We start from the raw sequence: 19,277 nt of genomic DNA on the forward strand, positions 1-19,277 counted from the left end.
AAAAAGAAGAAGATATGAACTGTCTGAAAAATATATTCACGGTAATAGCTGCAGGACTGCTGTTGTCGCCGTTTGTTTCCTGTAAGAAGCTGCTGGACCAGGAGCCGATCAATTCTCCCTATAATTCTGTTTTCTGGACAAACCAGCGGGATGCGGAACAAGGGGTGGCAGGCGGTTATGCCTTACTGCGCAGGGCGTTAACTTCCAATACGGACTATGATCAGAACATGTCGCATTTTGCGTATGGTTCGTTGCCGGCATATGAGTTCTCGGACTATAACCAGTATGATGTAAGGTTCCTGGTAAAAGGTGGAGATGGTATGAATACGGCTGATTTCCTGGGCTCTTATTTGGAGAAGTATCACGACTGGTCGCCCTACTACAAAGTGATTACCCAGGCGAATATTATGATGCATAATATTCCCAATATCCCGGATGCGCAGTTCACGGATCAGCCCACCCGCACCCGTAACCGTTTCCTGGGAGAAGCCTATTTCCTGCGGGCTTTCAGCTACTTCTATATGGTGCGTATCTGGGGCGATGTGCCATTGGTGACGAAGTATGATCCTAACCCGGTAACATCGGAAAATATCCCGAGAACCAATGAAAAGATCATCCTCGATACCTGTATTGCCGATCTTAAAAAGGCCATCAGCCTCTTGCCCTGGGAATATAAGAACGGTACTGAAAGAGCCGTAAGAGCTAACAGGGGCGCTGCTTTTGGGTTACTGGCGCACGCTTACATGTGGAGGAACTTCCTGAACAAAGGACAGGTAGTATCTGATGTAACCAATGCGATTGCCGCTATTGATTCCGTAGAGAACAGCGGTCAGTACCAGTTGCTGCCGGCAGAGATGTACCCGAAGATCTTCCACGGAAAATCAATGGAAGGCATATTTGAAATCAATATGCAGGTAGCTAACGGAGAGCAACAGGTGGAGAAAGGATTTTATTATAACATCCTGAAAACGCCTTTTATCAACAACAAGGACAGTAAAATAGATGCGCCGAATATTGACCTGATCAATTTGCTGTATGAAGAAGATGGTACTGATCTGCGCCGCCATTATTACTTTACCAATCTCGACGCAGCAGGACAGTATGATGTACTGATCTGCAAATTTGCAGGCCCTAACCGGGAAAATATCAACTACCGCAACCCGGGTAATTTCACCGATGCTGCTGTAGACGCCAATATCATCCTGATGCGTTATGCCGACCTGCTGCTGCTGCGCGCTGAGGCCTATGCCGACCAGGGAAATACAGGCGCCGCCTTACAGGATATTAACCGTGTGAGGGCCCGCTCCCAGGCCAGCCCCATTTTACCCGAAGACGTAACCGATATTAAAGTGGAAGCATTCCTGGAACGCTCCCGCGAACTATATGCAGAAGGCCAGCGTTGGTACGACCTGGTGCGCACACGCATGCTGATGAATGGCGACGTGAATGCCGCTGCAGGTTTCCCGCAGGACCGCTTTGATGCCGGTGGCTGGAAATGGCCGGTAGGGCGCGCGTTGTTCCTCAACAACAGTGTGCTCAAACAAAATGATTACTGGCTCGGTAAAGTGAAATAGCATCCTGACACTTAAATGAACTGACATGAACAAACTGAAAATATTTACTGCGAAGGCTGGCTGGGGCTTCTTACTGATCTCCCTCTTATTTACCGCCTGTAAAAAAGACGATCATTTCCTGGGCGGTAGTCCTACCAATGATCATACAGATCTTACTACTTACGATTATCTCAAAGCAAATTCAAACTTTGATACGCTGATCCTGCTGATCGATAAAGCAGGGCTTAAAGAAACCATCAACAGCGATGTGACCTTTGTGGCGCCTACGGATTACTCGATCAAACAGTTCCTGGGCGTGCGGACCACGCAGCTGCAAAAGGAGTTGAATGATGAAAACGTGAAGTACACCATCGATAGCCTGAAGGCCCCCGAACTGCGCGACTCGCTGCTGGCCTATGTTTTTAGCGGGAAAATTGTACGTGCCGATCTTTCACTGGAATCGCAGGTGTATAAAAATAAAGTGAACGAGGACTTTGCTTTCAAGCTGATCAAAGCAGGCGGTTATGATGATATTTTTTCTGCCGGTGTAAAGTATATGGCGCTCACCAAAGTGATCAACGGCCTGGACCCTGATCCCCGCCCGGATGATTATCCTGAAGAAGACAGGGACATCCAGTATACCCTGCAAACCACCGGTATCATTACAAAAACAGGCGTATTGCATGTATTGCAAAACAACCATGTGTTCTACTGGAAATAGTCATCATCATTAAATTGAAAACTATGTTGCATCAATATAAAGGAAAAAAATGGCTCACCTCCGCTATGCTGCTTGGGCTGCTGATAGCGGGATGTAAAAAGATAGAAGAAGGCTTCCTGAGCGATGGCCTGTATGTGCCGGATACCCCGATTAAGGTACAACGTGGTAACGCGTTCCAGAAAACAAGCGCTATCCTTGCAGATGGCACTACCCAGCCCATGACCGTGAAGCTGCTGGACATCAGGAGAGCGGATAATAAAAAGCATGCCGATGAATTTTATAAAGAATATCCTGTTTACGTATATACGGCAGCGGTAGATCCTGCAAAGGATACTACCATTGAGCTGGTGAATAAAAAACGGGAGCTGAAAAAAATGCAGCCTTATGTATTCCTGTCCAGTGGCCAGTTTGTGTTCAACGGCGCTACGGATAGCTTACCCCTGGATGTAACTTACGAGTATGATGTGGAGGTATCCAACGTGGCCGGTTCAAAAGTGTACAAGAACATTGGTACGCTCACTACCGTTGATCCGCCACTGGTTACTGAAACCACCGCCAACTGTAACTTCTTCCCGGATGATGGTTCTCCTACCGTGCCAATGGGCGCGCCGGTAATGACAATTACCAGGGTCAATGAAAGCGGGGCTTCCGTGATCCTGAAAATAACGGATAAAGATGGTAAGCCATTCAATCCGAAAAAGGGAGAGATCATTAAGCGTGGCGACCGTCCCATTTTTGAAAACTATGCCAGGTTCCATCCTATTGAATATACGGATACGGCTATGATCTGTAATTTCGAGATTGCACCGTTCCCGCTGAGCCGTTACTCCAGCGGCGGTACCAACTGGAACTACCTGATGTATTACCGCATTCCTTCTGCCTTTGTATCGGTAGATAAAAACGTATCGGCCAAAGTAGGTAGTGTAAATCCTTTGTTTGCCTTCCGGTTGATGAAAGCCGGTACCTATGTGGTGGAGCTGAGGATGCCTAAAACAGTGAAAGTAACGCCTTAACTGGCAGGTATAACAAGAGAAAACGGGAGGGCAACTTCCCGTTTTTTTATGGCCTATACTTTCGTGATCCCAAATTCCTGCAGGAACTGGTGCAGCGTTGCAATATCTTCCTGCAGATGCAGTGCAGAAACCACGGCCCTGTTGATCACCGGGCTATGCGGCTGCGGATAGGGAAAGCTGGAAATAATAACGTCCCGGTCGTGCAGGTAATGCACCAGCGCGTCGCCCGGTGGCAGGATGAACATGGGGAGGCCATGCGGGTTATGCACAGTGGTATTGGCGGTAAGATGAAGGAAGTAAGCGATGTTTTGTTGTAATGACCTGCGCATCTTTGCAGCGAGATCTCCCGAGTGCAGCCAGGCATGGGCATGCGCCGGTATCATGGGAGTACTGCCTGAAAAGACGGGCAGTTTTTTCACTGCCGTGATATCTGCAGCATGACCGGCAACAACCCCGCCGGCAACGCTGTAGGCCTTTGCCAGTGAGGCGGAGAGCAGGTATCTTACATATGGGGTTTCTGGTAAAAAGTGAATAGCGCCCTGCCCGTCTGGACCTAACACGCCGATGCCATGGGAATCATCTGCCAGTACCAGTACCTTGCGCTGCAGCTCCTGCAGCCAGTGGAAAGGATGGATGGCGCCTGTAAGAGGATTCACGGTATCAGTGATGATCACAAAATGATGATCCGGGTGTGCATTCACCTGTTCTATTGTACGGATGATCCATTCTTCCCGGCTCATATCCGGCAGCACAGGCTGCTGGTACCACAGCGAAGGGTGCGCATCCGGTGCATACAGTGGCTGCCTGTTGCTCACTGCGTATTGTACGGCGGCCTGGGAGGCCAGGTAGCCGGAAGAAAAAACGGCTGCTGATTGCTGCTTTAAATGTGTGCAAAGGGCATGCTCTGTTTCTTCGTATATAGATAGCCGTAAGTTGCCGGACCTGGAAGAGGGGAACAGTGCGCCATACTTTTCAATACCTTCTGCCAGCAGTTGTTTGAAGGCAGGCAGTTGGTGCAGCCCGAGGTAGGCAAATCCTGAAAAGAAAAGACAGCTGCGGCCTTCCTGTAAAACTGTTCTTCCGGGTGTATGATCCGTATACAACATAGCCGTTATTCTTTCTTCGTACATAAAATAAACTGGAAGTCGGTAGAGGTTACCTGCATATCGAAATAATCTTCCGTAAGCCTGGTAACCGTAACGAGGTTTTCCACTTTGCGGTCGCCGTTTTTCGCCGTAACGGAGATCATGGCGCCGTTGCTGAGAATAAAGTATTTACCGGTGTCGGACCTGCCGGCAATGGTGGCCACAAATACATTATTATCCAGGAACTGGTAATAAGCATCCCGGTAATAACCTTTCTTCAGGTCCTGTGCCTGTATGTACTGCGTATTGCTGATGGGCGATTCCGGTGGAATTTTCACATCGTATACCCGCCACTTTTTATTCATCAGCAGTTCATTGTTCTTTTTCCCCTGGCAGGCGGCGAACAGGAGGAATGCCGTAATAACGGCAAATAGGTGACGTATTTTCATGAATGATCAGTTCCCTGTTTTTGCTTTATTGAAAGCTGCCGATCCGCCTTTGGGGATGGACAGGCTTTCCCATTTATCTTTCAGGATCATTTTCCCGATATATACTATCTGGCCGACGTGATAGGGCACATGTGCCAGCTGCCGGTTGATAGCGTCTATTACAATATGAGGCTCGTTGCGGATAAATACGGTCCTGTCGAGATCTGTGTCCTGCAGGGCACGGATGGCGGCAAGCATACAATCCCAGCCCTCATCCCACAGTTGCAGGATCTGTTCATAACTGTAGTTGTCTTCCTCAAATTCCTGGTCGCGGTTACGGCCTGGCTTTTCCCCGTCTGTGGTAAGGAAATCAGTCCAGCGCGACAGCATGTTACCATGCAGGTGTTTAATGATCATGGTAATGCTGTTGGGCGCTCCTTCGGGTTGCCAGTTGAGCTGGTCTTTGTTCAGTCGCTGTATGGTTTTAAAGCCCAGCTCCCGGTGTATTTCAAAACGTTTTAGCACGCTTTGCAGATAAATAGATTGAATAGACATGTCAGTATTTTTAAATTAATATCCTGCAGCGCTGTCGTCACCGCGCTTATCACCGGAAGCTTCCAGGTAGCGGCTTTCAGGCGCTCTTTTAATAATTTCTGTACGGCCTATGGGGCCGCGTTTTACCACTTTGTAGCCCATTCCTTCCAGCGCCTGGATGGTGCTGTCGGGGAACCCGTTTTCCACGGCAATTTCATCGGGTAGCCACTGGTGATGGAACTTGGGTTCGTTGATGGCTTCTGATGGCGTGAGGCCAAATTCCAGTGTATTCATCAACGTTTGGAAAACCGAGGTAATGATGGTGGAGCCGCCGGGTGTGCCCAGGGAGTACAGCACTTCATTTTTTTGCAGTACCAGGGTTGGCGTCATGGAACTGAGCATGCGTTTGGCAGGAGCAATGGCATTGGCTTCTGTGCCCACCAGCCCGTACATATTAGGCACGCCTGGCTTAACGCTGAAGTCGTCCATTTCATTATTCAGCAGGAAGCCCGCTTTACCTGCTACTGTTCTGCTGCCGAAGTGGCCGTTGAGGGTAGTGGTTACCGCTACGGCATTACCATCGGCATCTATGATGCTGAGGTGGGTGGTTTCTTCGCTTTCAGGAAGTACCCCTGCTTTTGTTTGTTCGCTGGAACCGGCTTTGCCAGGCGTAAAGTCCTGCATGCGGGCAGCGAGATATTTTTTACTTGTGAGCTGGGAGAAAGGTACTTTCACAAAATCGGGGTCGCCGAGAAACCGGGCCCGGTCGGCATAGGCGCGTCTTTCTGCTTCCACCATCAGCTGAACGGCCTGTGGCGACTGGAAGCCCCATTGCGAGATGGGGTAGTTTTCCACCATGCCCATCAGCTGTTGCAGGCAAATGCCGCCGCTGGATGGCAAGGGCATGGTTACAATCGTATAGCCTTTATAGTTAAAGGCTATGGCGGTCCTTTCTTTTGCTTTATAATTTTTGAGATCCTGCAATGTTATGATGCCGTTGCCACGTTTCATTTCTGCTACTATGCTGGCAGCAGTTTCTCCCTGGTAAAATCCTGCGGCTCCTTTATTTCGTATAAGCGTGAGCGTATGAGCCAGTTCTTTCTGCACCAGGGTATCGCCGGCTTTCCAGGGTTGTTCTCTTACAAAGGCGGTTTTGGTGGTGTTAAGTCTTTCGAAATCGGCCCTGGCGCTATTAAGTCCTGCAGCCTCCAAGGCGGTGATCGCAAAGCCTTTTTCTGCCAGGCGTATGGCGGGATCTATCAGTTTGGAGAAAGGCAGTTTAGCATATTTCATGGCGGCAAACAAACCGGCCACAGTGCCCGGTATGCCGGCAGAGAGGTGTCCATCCAGGCTTAACCGGGTGATGGGATTACCGAGAGAGTCCAGGTACATATCCCTGTGTGCCTTTGCCGGCGCGGTTTCCCGGTAGTCGATGGCAATATTGCGCCCGTTTTTCAAATGGCCTACAAGAAAGCCGCCGCCGCCAATATTACCGGCGCCGGGATATACCACGGCCAGCGCCAGCTGGGTGGCAATGGCAGCATCTACAGCATTGCCGCCCTGTTGCAGTATAATGGCGCCTACGCGGCTTGCCAGCGGATGTGCAGATACAACTGCGCCGTGTAACACCTTAATATCTTTCTCAATACTATAGTCGTAAGGATGTAGTTCATCTGTTGTTTGCTGGGCACAGGCGGTGTGTAATGTGCATACCGTCATTCCCAGCATGATAAGGAAACGCATGGGTGTCTGTTTTTGCATCGAAATTAACGATATGGGCTGAATTATGGGAAATTTAATAATTTAAGCGGGTTAATAATTATCACCGGAAAACAATTCCTAACTTACAGTATCCAATTGCAGGCTTTATATGCGTAGATTTTTATTAATGGCTTTTGTTATGCTGGGCGTTCTTTTTGCTGAGGCCCAGGTGCCAACACCTGACCAGTTTCTCGGCTATCCCCTGGGCACCCAGTTTACGCCACATTACAAGGTGGTGGATTATTTTAAGCAGGTAGCAGCTACAGCAAAGAATGTAAAGCTGGAGCAGTATGGCACCACCTATGAGGGCAGACCGCTGCTGATGGCTATTGTAGCCTCACCTGAAAATGCCGGCCGGCTGGAGGAGATCCGGCAGCACAGCCTGGATATGTCTAACGCAAAAGGCAACAACGCCGGTAACCAACCGGTAATTGTATGGCTAAGCTATAACGTGCATGGTAATGAGGCGGTTTCCACGGAAGCTTCCATGAAAGCGCTGTACGAGCTGGTAAATAACGGGAACGCACAAACGCAGCAATGGCTGAAGAATACTGTAGTGATCATTGATCCCTGTCTTAATCCCGACGGCCGTGAAAGATACGTGAGCTTTTATAACAATACCCGCAGCGTTACGCCCAATGTAAACCGCTGGTCGAGGGAGCATAATGAGCCCTGGCCGGGCGGCAGGGCCAATCATTATTACTTTGATCTGAACCGCGACTGGGCCTGGCAAACGCAAAAGGAATCGCAGCAGCGGGTGGCAAAATACAACCAATGGATGCCGCAGCTGCACGTGGATTTCCATGAGCAGGAAATAGAGGCGCCTTATTATTTTGCGCCGGCGGCGGAACCTTTTCATGATGCCATTACTCCCTGGCAGCGGCAGCTGCAGGTGCTCATCGGGAAAAATAATGCGAAATATTTTGATGAACAGGGCTGGCTGTATTTTACCAAGGAACGTTTTGATCTTTTCTATCCCAGTTATGGTGATACCTATCCTATGTACAACGGTGCTATTGGTATGACGTACGAGCAGGGCGGGAGCGGAAGGGCCGGCGTAGCCGTACTGAAAAGGGATGGTGATACGCTTACTCTGACCGACCGGATTGCGCATCATTTTGCTACCAGCATGTCTACCGTTGAAGTGGCATCACAGCAGGCAGCAAAGATCCTCAGCGAGTATGCACAGTACTTTGAAGCCGCGCAGAAAACGCCGCAGGGCGGGTATAAATCGTACGTGGTGAAAGCCGGGGGCAATACAGAGAAGCTCAATACGCTGGCGGAGCTGCTGCGTAAAAATAATATCAGCGTTGGCTTCGGCGCCAGTACCGGCAGTGCCAGTGGATTTAATTATTTTACAGGTAAAACGGAAACGTTTACCATTGACAAGGAAGACCTGGTGATCAATGCCTATCAGCCGCATTCCAATATGCTGCGCGTGCTGTTTGAACCGGTGTCCCGCTTAACGGATTCTGTTACTTATGATATCACCGCATGGGCTTTGCCTTATGCATACGGATTAACTTCCTATGCGGTAAAACAACCGTTAACACCGGTGGCAGATGCACCGGCAGTGCGTAATAACACGCCTTTGTCGGCACAGAAACCATATGCTTATCTCGCTAAATGGAACAGTTTACGCGACGTGAAATTCTTATCGTCACTACTGCAAAATGATATTAAAGTAAGATTTACGGAAACGCCCTTCACCGCTGGGGGTAAGGATTACCCGGCGGGAACGCTTGTGATTACCCGTTCGGGAAACACTGCAAAAGGCGACCAGTTCGATCGTTTTATTACCATGCAGGCCAATCATTTCAAGATTTCACTGGATGCAGTCACCACCGGTTTTGTAGATAAAGGAATGGACTTTGGCTCCGATAAGATCCGCTTTATCCGTAAGCCGGAAGTTACGCTGCTGGCGGGAAGAGGCATCTCCTCCCTGGGTATGGGAGAAATATGGCATTTCTTTGAACAGCAGCTGGGTTTCCCCATAACGGTAGTGGATGAACGAAATGTGGAAGATATCAACTGGGATCAGACAGACGTGCTGATTTTAGCCGACGGGGATTATAAAATATTTGAAGATAAAGCCGCCACTGATAAACTGAAAGAGTGGGTGAATAACGGAGGGAAGCTGATTGCACTGGAATCAGCAGCGGTGCAGGTGGCCGGGGCCGACTGGGGCATTAAGCTGAAGAAAGAGGAAGAAAAGGATAAAGAAGCAAAAGAGAAAGCGGCTGCTGCGCGCCCGTATGAAGCCTTGAAATCGTATGCCAACAGGGAACGGGAAAGCATTAAACAGTTTATTCCCGGAGCTATCTACAAAGTGCAGCTGGATACCACGCATCCGCTGGCATTTGGTTATCCTGCATTTTATTATACGCTGAAGCAGGATGCCCATTTGTATGAGTTTATTGAAAACGGGGGCTGGAACGTAGGCGTGTTGAAGAAAGACAGCTACCTCGCGGGCTTTGTAGGCGCATCCACCCGGCAACAGTTGAAAGATGGTTTGTTGTTTGGTGTGAAGGAAATAGGCAGTGGTTCCGTCATTATACTGGCAGATAATCCTTTATTCAGAAGTTTCTGGGAAAACGGCAAACTGTTGTTCAGTAATGCAGTTTTCCTGGTAGGTCAGTAATATGCCGGTGATTTTTCAGGGAGATGGTATACGGCAGTATCTCATCTCCCTGAAAAAGAATTTTAAAGATTCCTTTTTATGTTGCACCCCATGCTGTGGGAAGTGTTTACGCTAACGGGTTTGCCCGCCAGCATTTCATTGATGGCGTTTTGTAATAAACGCGTTTTTACAGCTTCCGCATTACCGGGGCTGTCATCAATTCCTCCCTTATAGGCGAGCCGGCTGTTTTTATCGAACAGGAAGCATTCCGGGGTATGGTTGGCGTCGAAAGCGTTGGCCAGTACTGCATTTCTGTCTACCACATAATACCATTTGAATTGTTGTGCAGCAGCATACTGTTTCATAGCGGCAAAAGATTCATTGCCGGTGCGTGCGGCTTCATTGGAGTTGATCATAATTACACCGATGCTGTTTTTTGATGCATACTGGCAGATATTGCGCAGCCGTTCCTGGTTACGCAGCATATAAGGGCATTGATTACTTCCAAAGATCACCAGCAGCCCGTTATTTCTCTTTGCAGCGCCTAATGAGATTTCTTTCCCGGAAATATCTGTACAGGTTATTTCTGATTTTGGTAAGGGAGATCCTGGTTCCAGTGGTACTTCCCGGGTTGGCTGAAAGGAAGAAAATAAAATAGTACAGCAGGATAAATAAAAGGTGGCCTTAATCATAGCGTATGGTTTTCAGGTCCTGACTAAATATAGTAAAATGCAACAGTATATTTCTGTCTTTTTTCAAGATAAATAGCCGTTCAAGTTATGATAAATAATAATAAGATAAAAATATTTATCAGGGAGAAGGAGCTGATAATATGGATTATGCAGAGAGTGAATGTTTTTTTTCCTCCTGTTTTGCATCGCTGACGGTTCTGATACTGGCATTCAGTTCAAAGCCTACAAGGAGGATAAAGGAGTTGAAGAAGATCCAGAGCATGAGCACCAGGATGGTGCCGATAGATCCGTAGATTTTGTTGTAATTGCCGAAATTATTGACAAACCAGGAGAACCCGATGGTAACGAGGATCATACATATGGTGGCTACGGCGGCGCCGGCGGTGATGAACTTCCAGCGTTTGGTGGTAGCGGCCCCGATGCGGTACAGCACTGCATTAACGGAATAGAAAAGCATGATGATGAGCACCCACCGGGCAATGTCGATCACGTTCCTCAGTAATGTACTGTGGATGCCGATGATGTTGAACAGCCAGCGGAGCGTGGCGCCCTGGGCAATGATCAGGGCAACAGTGATAAGCAGCAGCAATACCAGGATAGCAGTGAGTTGCAGGGCAATGAGCCTGTTCTGCCACCATTTTCTTTTCCGGAATCCGGCGCCCTGTATTTTACCAAATGACCGGAGTATGCCCATTACGCCGTTGGAAGAATAGAAATATCCCATTACGAATGCGATAGAGAGCAGCCCGTTGCGGTGTGTGTAGAGGAAGTCGTGGATCATTCCCCGTACAATCATATAAGTATTATAGTTAGGGGTAAGGTCCTCGGCCAGGTCATAGAGGGTAGGCTCTATATTGTGCACGGGGATGTATGGCACTAGTGTGAACAGGAAGATAAAGAACGGCGGAATGGCCAGGAGGAAGTTAAAGGAGATGGCCCTTGCCCGGTCGCCAAGTCCGCGGCTTTTGGTTTCCTGGCTGAAGTGTTTTAATACGTCGTATAACGGGATGCCTTCAAACCCGGGCAGGATCAGGGTTTTAGTCCTTTTCACCAAACGGCGGTAGGGTTTTGAACGAAAGATGATGTTTTCGGGTCTGAAGGCCAATTTGTTGTTTTATTTAGAAACCTCTTTTATTCAGTTCTGTCTGGTATTTTTTTGCGTTTACCAGGTGCTCGGCATAGGTGGCTGCAAAAGCATGGTAGCCGGAGAAATCGGCCCTGGCGCAAAAATAAAGGTAATCTGTTTCCGGAGTATTCAACACGGCATTCAAAGTTTTTTCGGAGGGTGTGCAGATCGGCCCCGGTGGGAGCCCGGCATAACGGTAAGTGTTATACGGAGAATCGAAAAGGGTATGATTTTCCCGGATCCTTTTCAGGCCGAAATCCTGCAGGGCAAATTTCACTGTAGGATCTGCCTGCAGGCGCATGCCTTTGCGGTAGCGGTTAAGATACACGCTGGCAATGATGGGCTTTTCGTCGTTTTTATTGGTTTCTTCTTCCACGATGGAGCCAAGCACGGTTACCTCGTTTATGGAAAGGCCCAGTTTTGCAGCTTTATCTTTTCTCTCCGGTGTCCAGAATTCTTCCCTTTCCTTTTCCAGTTTTTTGAACACGGCTTCAGCGCCGGTGTTCCAGTAGAACTCAAAAGTGTTGGGTATAATAGCGCACATCACGGTGTTGGTATCCAGGCCAAACTGGCGGAGGTATACCGGGTCGTTCATCAGGGAGCGCATTACATTGGAATCTGCCTCCAGGTTATTGGAGATCTTCCGGACGAAATCGTTTTTGGTGCGCAGCTTATTGATAACGAGTACCACTGGCGACTGCTTTCCTGAGCGGAGCAGGCGGGCGATCTCAAAGTTGCTCATACCGCGGGTAATTTTATAGCGGCCTGCTTTTACGCGGTTGGGATAGTCCAGCTGTTCTGCTACCCAGTTAAAGCTGTTGCGGTTGCGGATGATGCCCTGTTCTTCCAGTCCGTCGAGTACCGCGGAGTAAGTGCTGTTGGTGCGCACATAAAAGTATTTGCTGTCGCCAAAAGCTTTGGTATTGGGCCCAAATACGCGGTAAGAGGTATATACCAGGGCGCCTGCCGCCAAACAGCCGGCAATGACCAGTATCCGTCTTATCCATACAGATTTAGCGCCGGATTGTTTGCTTTTCTTCTTCGCCATAGATAGAGTTGGAAGTTACAAGGAGGCAAAAGCGGTGATCAGCCAGGTTTTTCAATGTGCTCTGCCGGTTGCCATTAAAAAAAACCTCGCTTTTAACGGCGAGGTTTCAAATATTATTATTCTGATAAAATTAATTACTTGCCGGGAGCAGGCGCAGGTGCCGGAGCAGGAGTGCCTGGTAACGGAGTAGAAGGAGCCTGGGGCGTAATTGGCTGGCCGGCGGATGCTTTTTCAACCGCACTTGGCGCTACCTGCTGCACTTTGCTGCCTTTACCAATAAAGAAAGGAGAGGTCAGGCACAGTATGGCAATAATTGTAGCCAGTATCCAGGTACCTTTTTCCAATACGTCAGTTGTCTGACGCACCCCAATCACCTGATTGCCCACACCACCGAAGCTGCCGGAGAGCCCGCCACCTTTGGGGTTCTGGATCAGCACGAAGAAGCCGAGCAACACACAAGCTAATATGATCAGGATACCGAAAATTATCAACATAGAAATTACTGTTTATTTTTATCTGTTTTTGACTTTAAGTCTAATATCTTTTGCGCAAAATAAGCGTTTTTGTCGGGATTAAGCAAACTTAATTTTTGATATATCTTAATCGCATTGCCATATTGCTGCTGCCGTACCCAGATCTCAGCCAGGGTCTCGGAAACGATGTCGTTGTTGAAAACAATGGAGTCCATTGCCATTTTTTCCACTGTTTCGGAAACTTCCGGTTCTTCATCTTCATCATATAACCGGTGTAATTGCTGGTGATACCAATCCTTATTGGTTTTGCCGGCAAAGTTGTCTTTCATTTGCCTTAACCAGGAGGTAAAACTTCTCATTTCTGCCACGCCCTGTTCATTTAAATCATCTGCTTCTTCCGGGTTTTTAAGCCTTTTGTAAGCAAAGTAATCATCAGTGTATAAAGGTTGAAATACCAGTTCTGTTTCTTCTTTTGCCGTAGCCAGCGGGAATATCCTGATCGGGCCGGTAGATGATTCTTCTCCATCAGCGGCGTTGATCTCTTCTGCAGCATCCAGCCCGTTGGTTGGGGATGGCACTGCCACCGGCGGGGGCAGTGTTTCCACTGTGTGACCCGGATCTCCGGGTTCAAAATCGGCTACCGCAATGGGGGCGGCTGTTTCCGGTGCTGTTGTATGATACCCGGGTGTAGTTGCTGTGGTTGCTGCCAATGCTGTATTTTCTTCTTCCGGAGCTGTAGTTTCAAATTCCGATGTAAAAGTGTTTGTTTCCGGTGATGCCTGTGCCAGTACTTCTTCTTCAGAAGTTATGGTCTGTTCTTCAGCATTTTCAGGAAGTGTTTCCTTTTCCGGTTCGGGGATTATAGCCTGATCTTCAGCAGGTTGAAGGAATGTTTCTTCCTCTTCCCGGTTTACATCCGGTTGCTGTTGGAGTGTGTCTTCCTCCGGCAGCGTGTCTTCCGGGATAACGGCGGCTACACGATCTTCCACTTCCTGCAGTACCTGTTCCTGTGTGATCAACTGATAAGCATAGTGACGCTGATCGGAATACAGCAGCGCCTTTTTAACAGCAGGATGATGGAGGTTGCCGGTTTGCTGGTAAGTTTTCCTTGCCAGCAGGAGGCGGGCTGCGGAAAAATACGGATGATCCGCGACCAGTTGCTCCATTGCCGCTTCGTTTACCAACTGAAGGGAGGTTTGTTGAAACACATGTGCTATAATCCTGTTTGCCGTCATAGGTTGCTAATGTAATAAATTAATGATTACACACTACCAGTTTGCAAAAGCCCTGTTGAAGATATCATCTGTGATACCCGGGATGATATTTTCGTCCAGCAGGCGATTTTCAACGCTGCTGGGCAATTGGGTGGCGGGGAACTCTGCAGAGCGGGAAAAGGATTGGGTAAAGCCTTTTTTATCGCCTATGCGTTTAATAAAAGTAACGTTTACGGTAACATTCAGCCTGGAAGTGGCTGCCTGGTCTACATTGGTCACTGCCGCATTGGAAAAGGAGTATCCGGTAATGGTTGCCTTGAACTCATAATCGGCGCGGGGCTCTGTTTCGTTCACCTGTGTAAGACGGGTTTGAGAAGTGATCTTGTCGCGCAGCTTCATGGTCAGCTTCTGGCTCAGGGTCGGGTTATTGATGGGCGCCCTGTTTTCAATAAAGCGAACGTTCACGGTGGTGGCCCCCTGGTCTATACTGGCGCCGGTGGTAGAGTATTTTACGCTGCAACCTGCCAGTATTGCCGTCATACCGATGGCTATAAATGCTTTGATATTGCTGATCATTGTGGTGCTAATATTAAAATTCGTTTATTCAGCGATGTTATATTCCTTGAGTTTGCGGTAAAGCGTTCTTTCAGAAATTCCCAGGTCCAGCGCGGCATCCTTGCGTTTACCTTTATGTTTTTTCAGCGCTTTCACAATGAGCTCTTTTTCTTTATCGGCAATCGACAGTGTTTCTTCTACTTCTTCGTGATGGTCAATCTTATTATCCGGCAGGATAATGGGCTGTTGAGCTGGTCCGAGGCCGGCGCCCGGAGGTGTATTCATTTCGGCCACGCCGGGGTAGTTGTGCATCACATGATTATCCGGATGATATTCCGCTGCATGGGCCATATTGGGGTTCTGGAGGATATCGAAGAACATTTTCTTCACCTCCGTCACATCTTTCTTCATATCGAAGAACAGCTTGTAGAGGATATCCCTTTCGCTGTTGAAATCGCTGGTCTGCTGAGGCGCCGCCAGCATCGGCAGGCGGTTTACCTCCGGCTGATCGGGCAGGAAACGTTTCAGGTCGTTGGCGGTTACCAGTTTGTCTGAAGACAGTACGGAGATCTGTTCTGCAATATTTTTCAGTTCACGGATATTACCTCTCCAGGGATAATTTACCAGGATGTTCCTGGCTTCTTCATCCAGCTGTATGGAAGGGGTTTTATATTTTTCGGAGAAATCGACCGAGAATTTTCTGAACAGCAGCGGGATATCTTCTTTACGGTCGCGGAGCGCCGGCACCCGTATGGGGACGGTGTTGAGCCTGTAGTAAAGATCCTCACGGAATTTTCCCTGCTGGGTGCGCTCCAGCAGATCGCGGTTGGTGGCCGCTACTACGCGCACATCAGTTTTCTGTACTTTGGAGGAACCTACGCGGATATATTCGCCGGTTTCCAGCACGCGGAGCAGCCGGGCCTGTGTGCCCATTGGCATTTCCCCGATTTCATCGAGGAAAATAGTGCCACCGTTAACGGTTTCAAAATACCCCTTGCGGCTGTCGACCGCACCGGTAAAGGATCCTTTTTCATGTCCGAAAAGCTCGGAGTCGATGGTGCCTTCGGGGATAGCGCCGCAGTTCACGGCAATAAACGGATTATGTTTGCGGGCGCTCAGGGCATGGATAATCTGTGAAAAAACCTCTTTACCAACACCGCTTTCCCCGTTAATAAGTACTGTGAGATCGGTATTGGCTACCTGAACAGCCACCTGCAATGCGTAATTGAGTGCAGGACTACTACCAATAATGCCAAACCTGTTTTTTATAGCCTGTATGTCCATAAGCGGTTATTCATATGTTTGATGGTTTAAAATACAGACAGTATAATGCTGTCTGCTATTGTACAGCTTTCCCTATCAAAGTACCTGATGTGCAGCTTTCCACTTTCACCATCACATAATCGCCTTTCTTAAAGTTTTCCTTTGGAAACACGATTACCTTATTCTGATCATTCCGCCCGAACAACTGTTCATCGGAACGTTTGGAAGTGCCTTCCACTAATACCTTGAAGGTTTTGCCAACTTCTTTAAGCATATTTTCCTGTGAGCAATCGCGATGCAATGCTACTATTTCTGCCAGCCGTCTTTTCTTTACTTCTTCCGGAACATCATCTTTATACCGGCGCTCTGCCAGTGTACCAGGGCGTTCGGAGTAGAAGTACATATAGGCCAGGTCGTAGCCAACATAACGCATCAGGCTCAGGGTTTCCTGGTGGTCTTCTTCCGTTTCCGTGCAGAAACCCGTAATCACATCGGTAGAAAGGCCACAGTCGGGAAGCAGTTCACGGATACGGTTTACCTTTTTGATATACCATTCGCGGGTATACGTACGGTTCATCAACTGCAAAATGCGTGAGCTGCCGCTTTGTACCGGCAGGTGGATATAGTTGCAGATATTGTCGTACTTCTGCATAGTGAAAAGTACCTCATCTGTAATATCTTTAGGATGGGATGTGCTGAAACGTACGCGCAGCAAAGGAGTGATGAGCGCTACTTTTTCCAGCAGCATGGCAAAGGTGATGGTTTCGCTGCCGTCGTTGCTGGTCCAGTAATAGGAATCAACGTTCTGCCCCAGGAGCGTTACTTCCCGGTAGCCGTTGGTAAAAAGCTCTTCTGCTTCCCTGACAATGGAATAGGCGTCGCGGCTGCGCTCACGGCCCCGGGTAAACGGCACCACGCAGAAGGAGCACATATTATTACATCCCCGCATAATGGATACAAAGGAGGTAACCCCGTTGTTGTCCAGTCGCACCGGGCTGATATCCCCGTATGTTTCTTCCCGGCTCAGCAGCACATTCACTGATTTCTGGCCGGTACCTGCTTCTGCGATCAGGGCAGGTAAACTGCGGTATGCATCGGGGCCCACCACCAGGTCTACCAGTTTTTCTTCTTCCAGCAGTTTGCCTTTGATGCGCTCGGCCATACAACCTAACACACCTACCAGCATACCCGGGGTTTGCTGTTTTATTTTTTTGAATTCGGTAAGACGTTTACGTACGGTCTGTTCTGCTTTCTCACGGATAGAACAGGTATTCAGCAATATCAGGCTCGCTTCTTCGGCGTTGCGGGTAGGGCCATAGCCTTCTTCGCCAAGGATGGAAGCAACAATTTCACTGTCGTTGAAATTCATTGCGCATCCATAACTTTCAATGTAGAATTTTTTAGTATATGTTTGGGTGCCAGTCGTTGCAGGAGCAAAAGCTTCTCCCTGGCGACTTTCATCATGCACTTTGGTATCCAGATCAAGCATCCTGACAAAAATTTTGGAAGGCAAAAATAGGTAATAAAAATAACAAAATGACAGAATGGCAGAAAATAGATTTCCGGATCTTTAGTACCCCTGTAATGAATACCAATGACCCGGAAACAGGCTTGTATATGAGCAGATTACGATTAGAACACGAATAGGCCAGGCATGGTGCGCAGAGTAAAGGTGGACCTGAAGTGTCCTTTACGCGGTTTTAACCTTTAGCTTTTTCGCCACCCAGCTGTCTTTCAACGGCTGTAACCAGTTAGTATCCAGTTCCTGCCGGGTAAGTACAGTATTATTAAGATAGATCGTATTTTCATTGATATAGCCTTTTTCCAGGGCATAAGCCACCTGGGCCATAGGCAGAAGCTCTATTTTATCTTTTACAATAAAGCCCAGCAGGAGGCGGTCAAACAAATTTACCCCGTACTGTTGCTCTATACTTTTGATAATACGGACGGAACTATCTGTACTGCAGCCACTTACCGTGGTCTGCGATTCATCTGCCATCAATACGATCACCTGGTTCAGCACTACCTGTCCCCAACCTTTAACCGGAGCGCCGTGTGCGTTCCATTGGCTGGTGAACTGGTGCAGCTGTTCATTAATTTCCAGTATCTCCTGTTCATTGAATGGTCTGTTGCTCTGGTATATCCAAACCCTGGAGGCGGGAGAAAAGCCTGCAGGGAAGATGTTGCTGGTATTCATGACACAAATTTAGGTAAATGTATTCATTTCATGCTCCCGGCTATCAGCTCTGCAATGTCCATCACCTTTACGGAGTCTTCCTTACCGGCATCTTTCACACCGTCTGTCAGCATGGTCATACAAAAAGGACAGTTGGAGGCTATTACAGTGGCGCCGGTAGCTACGGCTTCATGTCCGCGCTCAAAATTTATACGGGTATTGCCTTTTTCCTCTTCCTTGAACATTTGTGCGCCGCCTGCACCGCAGCAAAGCCCTTTGCTTCTGCAGCGTTTCATTTCTACCAGGTCGGCATCCAGTGTTTCCAGTACTTTACGGGGTGCTTCATATATATTGTTGGCCCTGCCCAGGTAGCAGGAATCGTGATAGGTGATTTTCTTTCCCTTGAAAGTGCCGCCTTCCTGCATCTTTATTTTTCCTTCATCAATGAGCGACTGGAGGAAGGTGGTATGATGTATAACTTCATAGTTACCGCCCAATGCAGGATACTCATTTTTCAGTGTATTAAAACAATGAGGGCAGGCAGTAACAATCTTCTTCACTTCATACATATTCAGCAACTGGATATTATTCTGCGCCATCATCTGGAAAATAAACTCGTTACCTGCTCTTCTTGCCGGATCGCCGGTGCAGCTTTCTTCTTTTCCTAAAATGGCAAAACGGATACCTACTTTATCAAGGATGGTAGCAAATGCCCGGGTAATTTTCTGGGCACGCTGATCAAAACTCCCTGCACATCCCACCCAGAACAGTACTTCCGGGGTTTCTCCGTTTGCGGCATATTCTGCCATTGTCTTAATATGCATGCTAGTTATTTTAAATTAATACCAAATTTGATTGCATGCAATCAAATGAAAAGCCTAAAAGTCATGCAACTGTCTAAAATTCCGGTGTATCCTTTAAATTCCGACACTTGCTTACTAATATTACTGTTTATATCTTTAAGACGAATTGAATATAAAGATAAAAAATAGAACCGCACAAATTTTAAATCTAC

The 19,277-nt window shown here is 48.1% G+C and carries 18 protein-coding genes; 4 read left to right on the plus strand and 14 right to left on the minus strand.

The features are described 5' to 3' along the window. The first annotated feature begins 14 nt into the window (after positions 1 to 14). The 3 genes from ABIE50_RS12060 to ABIE50_RS12070 are packed head-to-tail and all read left to right on the plus strand — an operon-like array spanning position 15 to position 3,287. Positions 15 to 1,574, plus strand: a complete 1,560-nt coding sequence (locus tag ABIE50_RS12060; protein ID WP_209861290.1) for a RagB/SusD family nutrient uptake outer membrane protein — start codon at positions 15 to 17, stop codon at positions 1,572 to 1,574. 25 nt (positions 1,575 to 1,599) lie between these two features. Further along, positions 1,600 to 2,274: a fasciclin domain-containing protein gene (locus ABIE50_RS12065; protein ID WP_209861288.1), complete on the plus strand. Its 675-nt coding sequence runs from the start codon at positions 1,600 to 1,602 to the stop codon at positions 2,272 to 2,274. A 23-nt stretch (positions 2,275 to 2,297) separates the two neighbouring features. Next, positions 2,298 to 3,287, plus strand: coding sequence for a DUF5007 domain-containing protein (locus tag ABIE50_RS12070; protein WP_209861286.1), 990 nt, complete (start codon positions 2,298 to 2,300; stop codon positions 3,285 to 3,287). A gap of 53 nt (positions 3,288 to 3,340) precedes the next feature. Here the strand turns inward: ABIE50_RS12070 and ABIE50_RS12075 are convergent, their stop codons facing one another. From ABIE50_RS12075 to ggt, 4 genes are read right to left on the minus strand one after another with little or no spacing between them, the layout of a single operon-like run. Beyond that, positions 3,341 to 4,417, minus strand: a complete 1,077-nt coding sequence (locus tag ABIE50_RS12075) for an aminotransferase class I/II-fold pyridoxal phosphate-dependent enzyme (RefSeq protein WP_209861284.1) — start codon at positions 4,415 to 4,417, stop codon at positions 3,341 to 3,343. Continuing rightward, positions 4,399 to 4,821: a hypothetical protein gene (locus ABIE50_RS12080; protein WP_209861282.1), complete on the minus strand. Its 423-nt coding sequence runs from the start codon at positions 4,819 to 4,821 to the stop codon at positions 4,399 to 4,401. Before ABIE50_RS12080 ends, ABIE50_RS12075 begins: the two co-directional genes overlap by 19 nt. A gap of 6 nt (positions 4,822 to 4,827) precedes the next feature. Then, on the minus strand, positions 4,828 to 5,355 hold the full coding sequence (locus tag ABIE50_RS12085; protein WP_209861280.1) for a DUF1572 family protein: 528 nt from the start codon (positions 5,353 to 5,355) through the stop codon (positions 4,828 to 4,830). 15 nt (positions 5,356 to 5,370) lie between these two features. After that, positions 5,371 to 7,077 carry a gamma-glutamyltransferase gene (gene ggt, locus ABIE50_RS12090; RefSeq protein ID WP_209861278.1) on the minus strand — a complete coding sequence of 569 codons (1,707 nt, stop codon included), beginning with the start codon at positions 7,075 to 7,077 and terminating at the stop codon, positions 5,371 to 5,373. A gap of 127 nt (positions 7,078 to 7,204) precedes the next feature. Here ggt and ABIE50_RS12095 point away from each other — a divergent pair, with 127 nt between their 5' ends. Beyond that, positions 7,205 to 9,736, plus strand: a complete 2,532-nt coding sequence (locus tag ABIE50_RS12095; protein ID WP_209861276.1) for a M14 family metallopeptidase — start codon at positions 7,205 to 7,207, stop codon at positions 9,734 to 9,736. Positions 9,737 to 9,798: 62 nt separating this feature from the next. Here the strand turns inward: ABIE50_RS12095 and ABIE50_RS12100 are convergent, their stop codons facing one another. From ABIE50_RS12100 to ABIE50_RS12145, 10 genes are all read right to left on the minus strand, one after another. After that, positions 9,799 to 10,407, minus strand: a complete 609-nt coding sequence (locus ABIE50_RS12100) for a redoxin family protein (RefSeq protein ID WP_209861274.1) — start codon at positions 10,405 to 10,407, stop codon at positions 9,799 to 9,801. A gap of 145 nt (positions 10,408 to 10,552) precedes the next feature. After that, positions 10,553 to 11,458 carry a YihY/virulence factor BrkB family protein gene (locus tag ABIE50_RS12105; RefSeq protein ID WP_209861272.1) on the minus strand — a complete coding sequence of 302 codons (906 nt, stop codon included), beginning with the start codon at positions 11,456 to 11,458 and terminating at the stop codon, positions 10,553 to 10,555. A gap of 67 nt (positions 11,459 to 11,525) precedes the next feature. Further along, positions 11,526 to 12,581: an endolytic transglycosylase MltG gene (mltG, locus tag ABIE50_RS12110; protein ID WP_209861270.1), complete on the minus strand. Its 1,056-nt coding sequence runs from the start codon at positions 12,579 to 12,581 to the stop codon at positions 11,526 to 11,528. Between the two features lie 134 nt (positions 12,582 to 12,715). After that, positions 12,716 to 13,075, minus strand: coding sequence for a preprotein translocase subunit SecG (secG, locus tag ABIE50_RS12115; RefSeq protein WP_209861268.1), 360 nt, complete (start codon positions 13,073 to 13,075; stop codon positions 12,716 to 12,718). A 5-nt stretch (positions 13,076 to 13,080) separates the two neighbouring features. Next, the gene (locus ABIE50_RS12120; protein ID WP_209861266.1) at positions 13,081 to 14,289 is read right to left on the minus strand and encodes a DUF8458 domain-containing protein; all 1,209 of its coding nucleotides are present in this window, start codon (positions 14,287 to 14,289) and stop codon (positions 13,081 to 13,083) included. A 33-nt stretch (positions 14,290 to 14,322) separates the two neighbouring features. Beyond that, positions 14,323 to 14,844: an LPS assembly lipoprotein LptE gene (gene lptE / locus ABIE50_RS12125; protein WP_209861264.1), complete on the minus strand. Its 522-nt coding sequence runs from the start codon at positions 14,842 to 14,844 to the stop codon at positions 14,323 to 14,325. A gap of 24 nt (positions 14,845 to 14,868) precedes the next feature. Then, positions 14,869 to 16,107, minus strand: coding sequence for a sigma-54 interaction domain-containing protein (locus ABIE50_RS12130; protein WP_209861262.1), 1,239 nt, complete (start codon positions 16,105 to 16,107; stop codon positions 14,869 to 14,871). A 55-nt stretch (positions 16,108 to 16,162) separates the two neighbouring features. After that, complete coding sequence (miaB, locus tag ABIE50_RS12135) at positions 16,163 to 17,575, minus strand: tRNA (N6-isopentenyl adenosine(37)-C2)-methylthiotransferase MiaB (RefSeq protein ID WP_209861260.1); 1,413 nt, start codon at positions 17,573 to 17,575, stop codon at positions 16,163 to 16,165. A gap of 201 nt (positions 17,576 to 17,776) precedes the next feature. Continuing rightward, the gene (locus tag ABIE50_RS12140) at positions 17,777 to 18,283 is read right to left on the minus strand and encodes a hypothetical protein (RefSeq protein WP_142682967.1); all 507 of its coding nucleotides are present in this window, start codon (positions 18,281 to 18,283) and stop codon (positions 17,777 to 17,779) included. Between the two features lie 23 nt (positions 18,284 to 18,306). After that, positions 18,307 to 19,086, minus strand: a complete 780-nt coding sequence (locus ABIE50_RS12145; protein WP_142682966.1) for a (Fe-S)-binding protein — start codon at positions 19,084 to 19,086, stop codon at positions 18,307 to 18,309. Positions 19,087 to 19,277: the final 191 nt, after the last annotated feature.

This window comes from Chitinophaga sp. OAE865 (assembly GCF_040546735.1).
Taxonomy (GTDB): domain Bacteria; phylum Bacteroidota; class Bacteroidia; order Chitinophagales; family Chitinophagaceae; genus Chitinophaga; species Chitinophaga polysaccharea_A.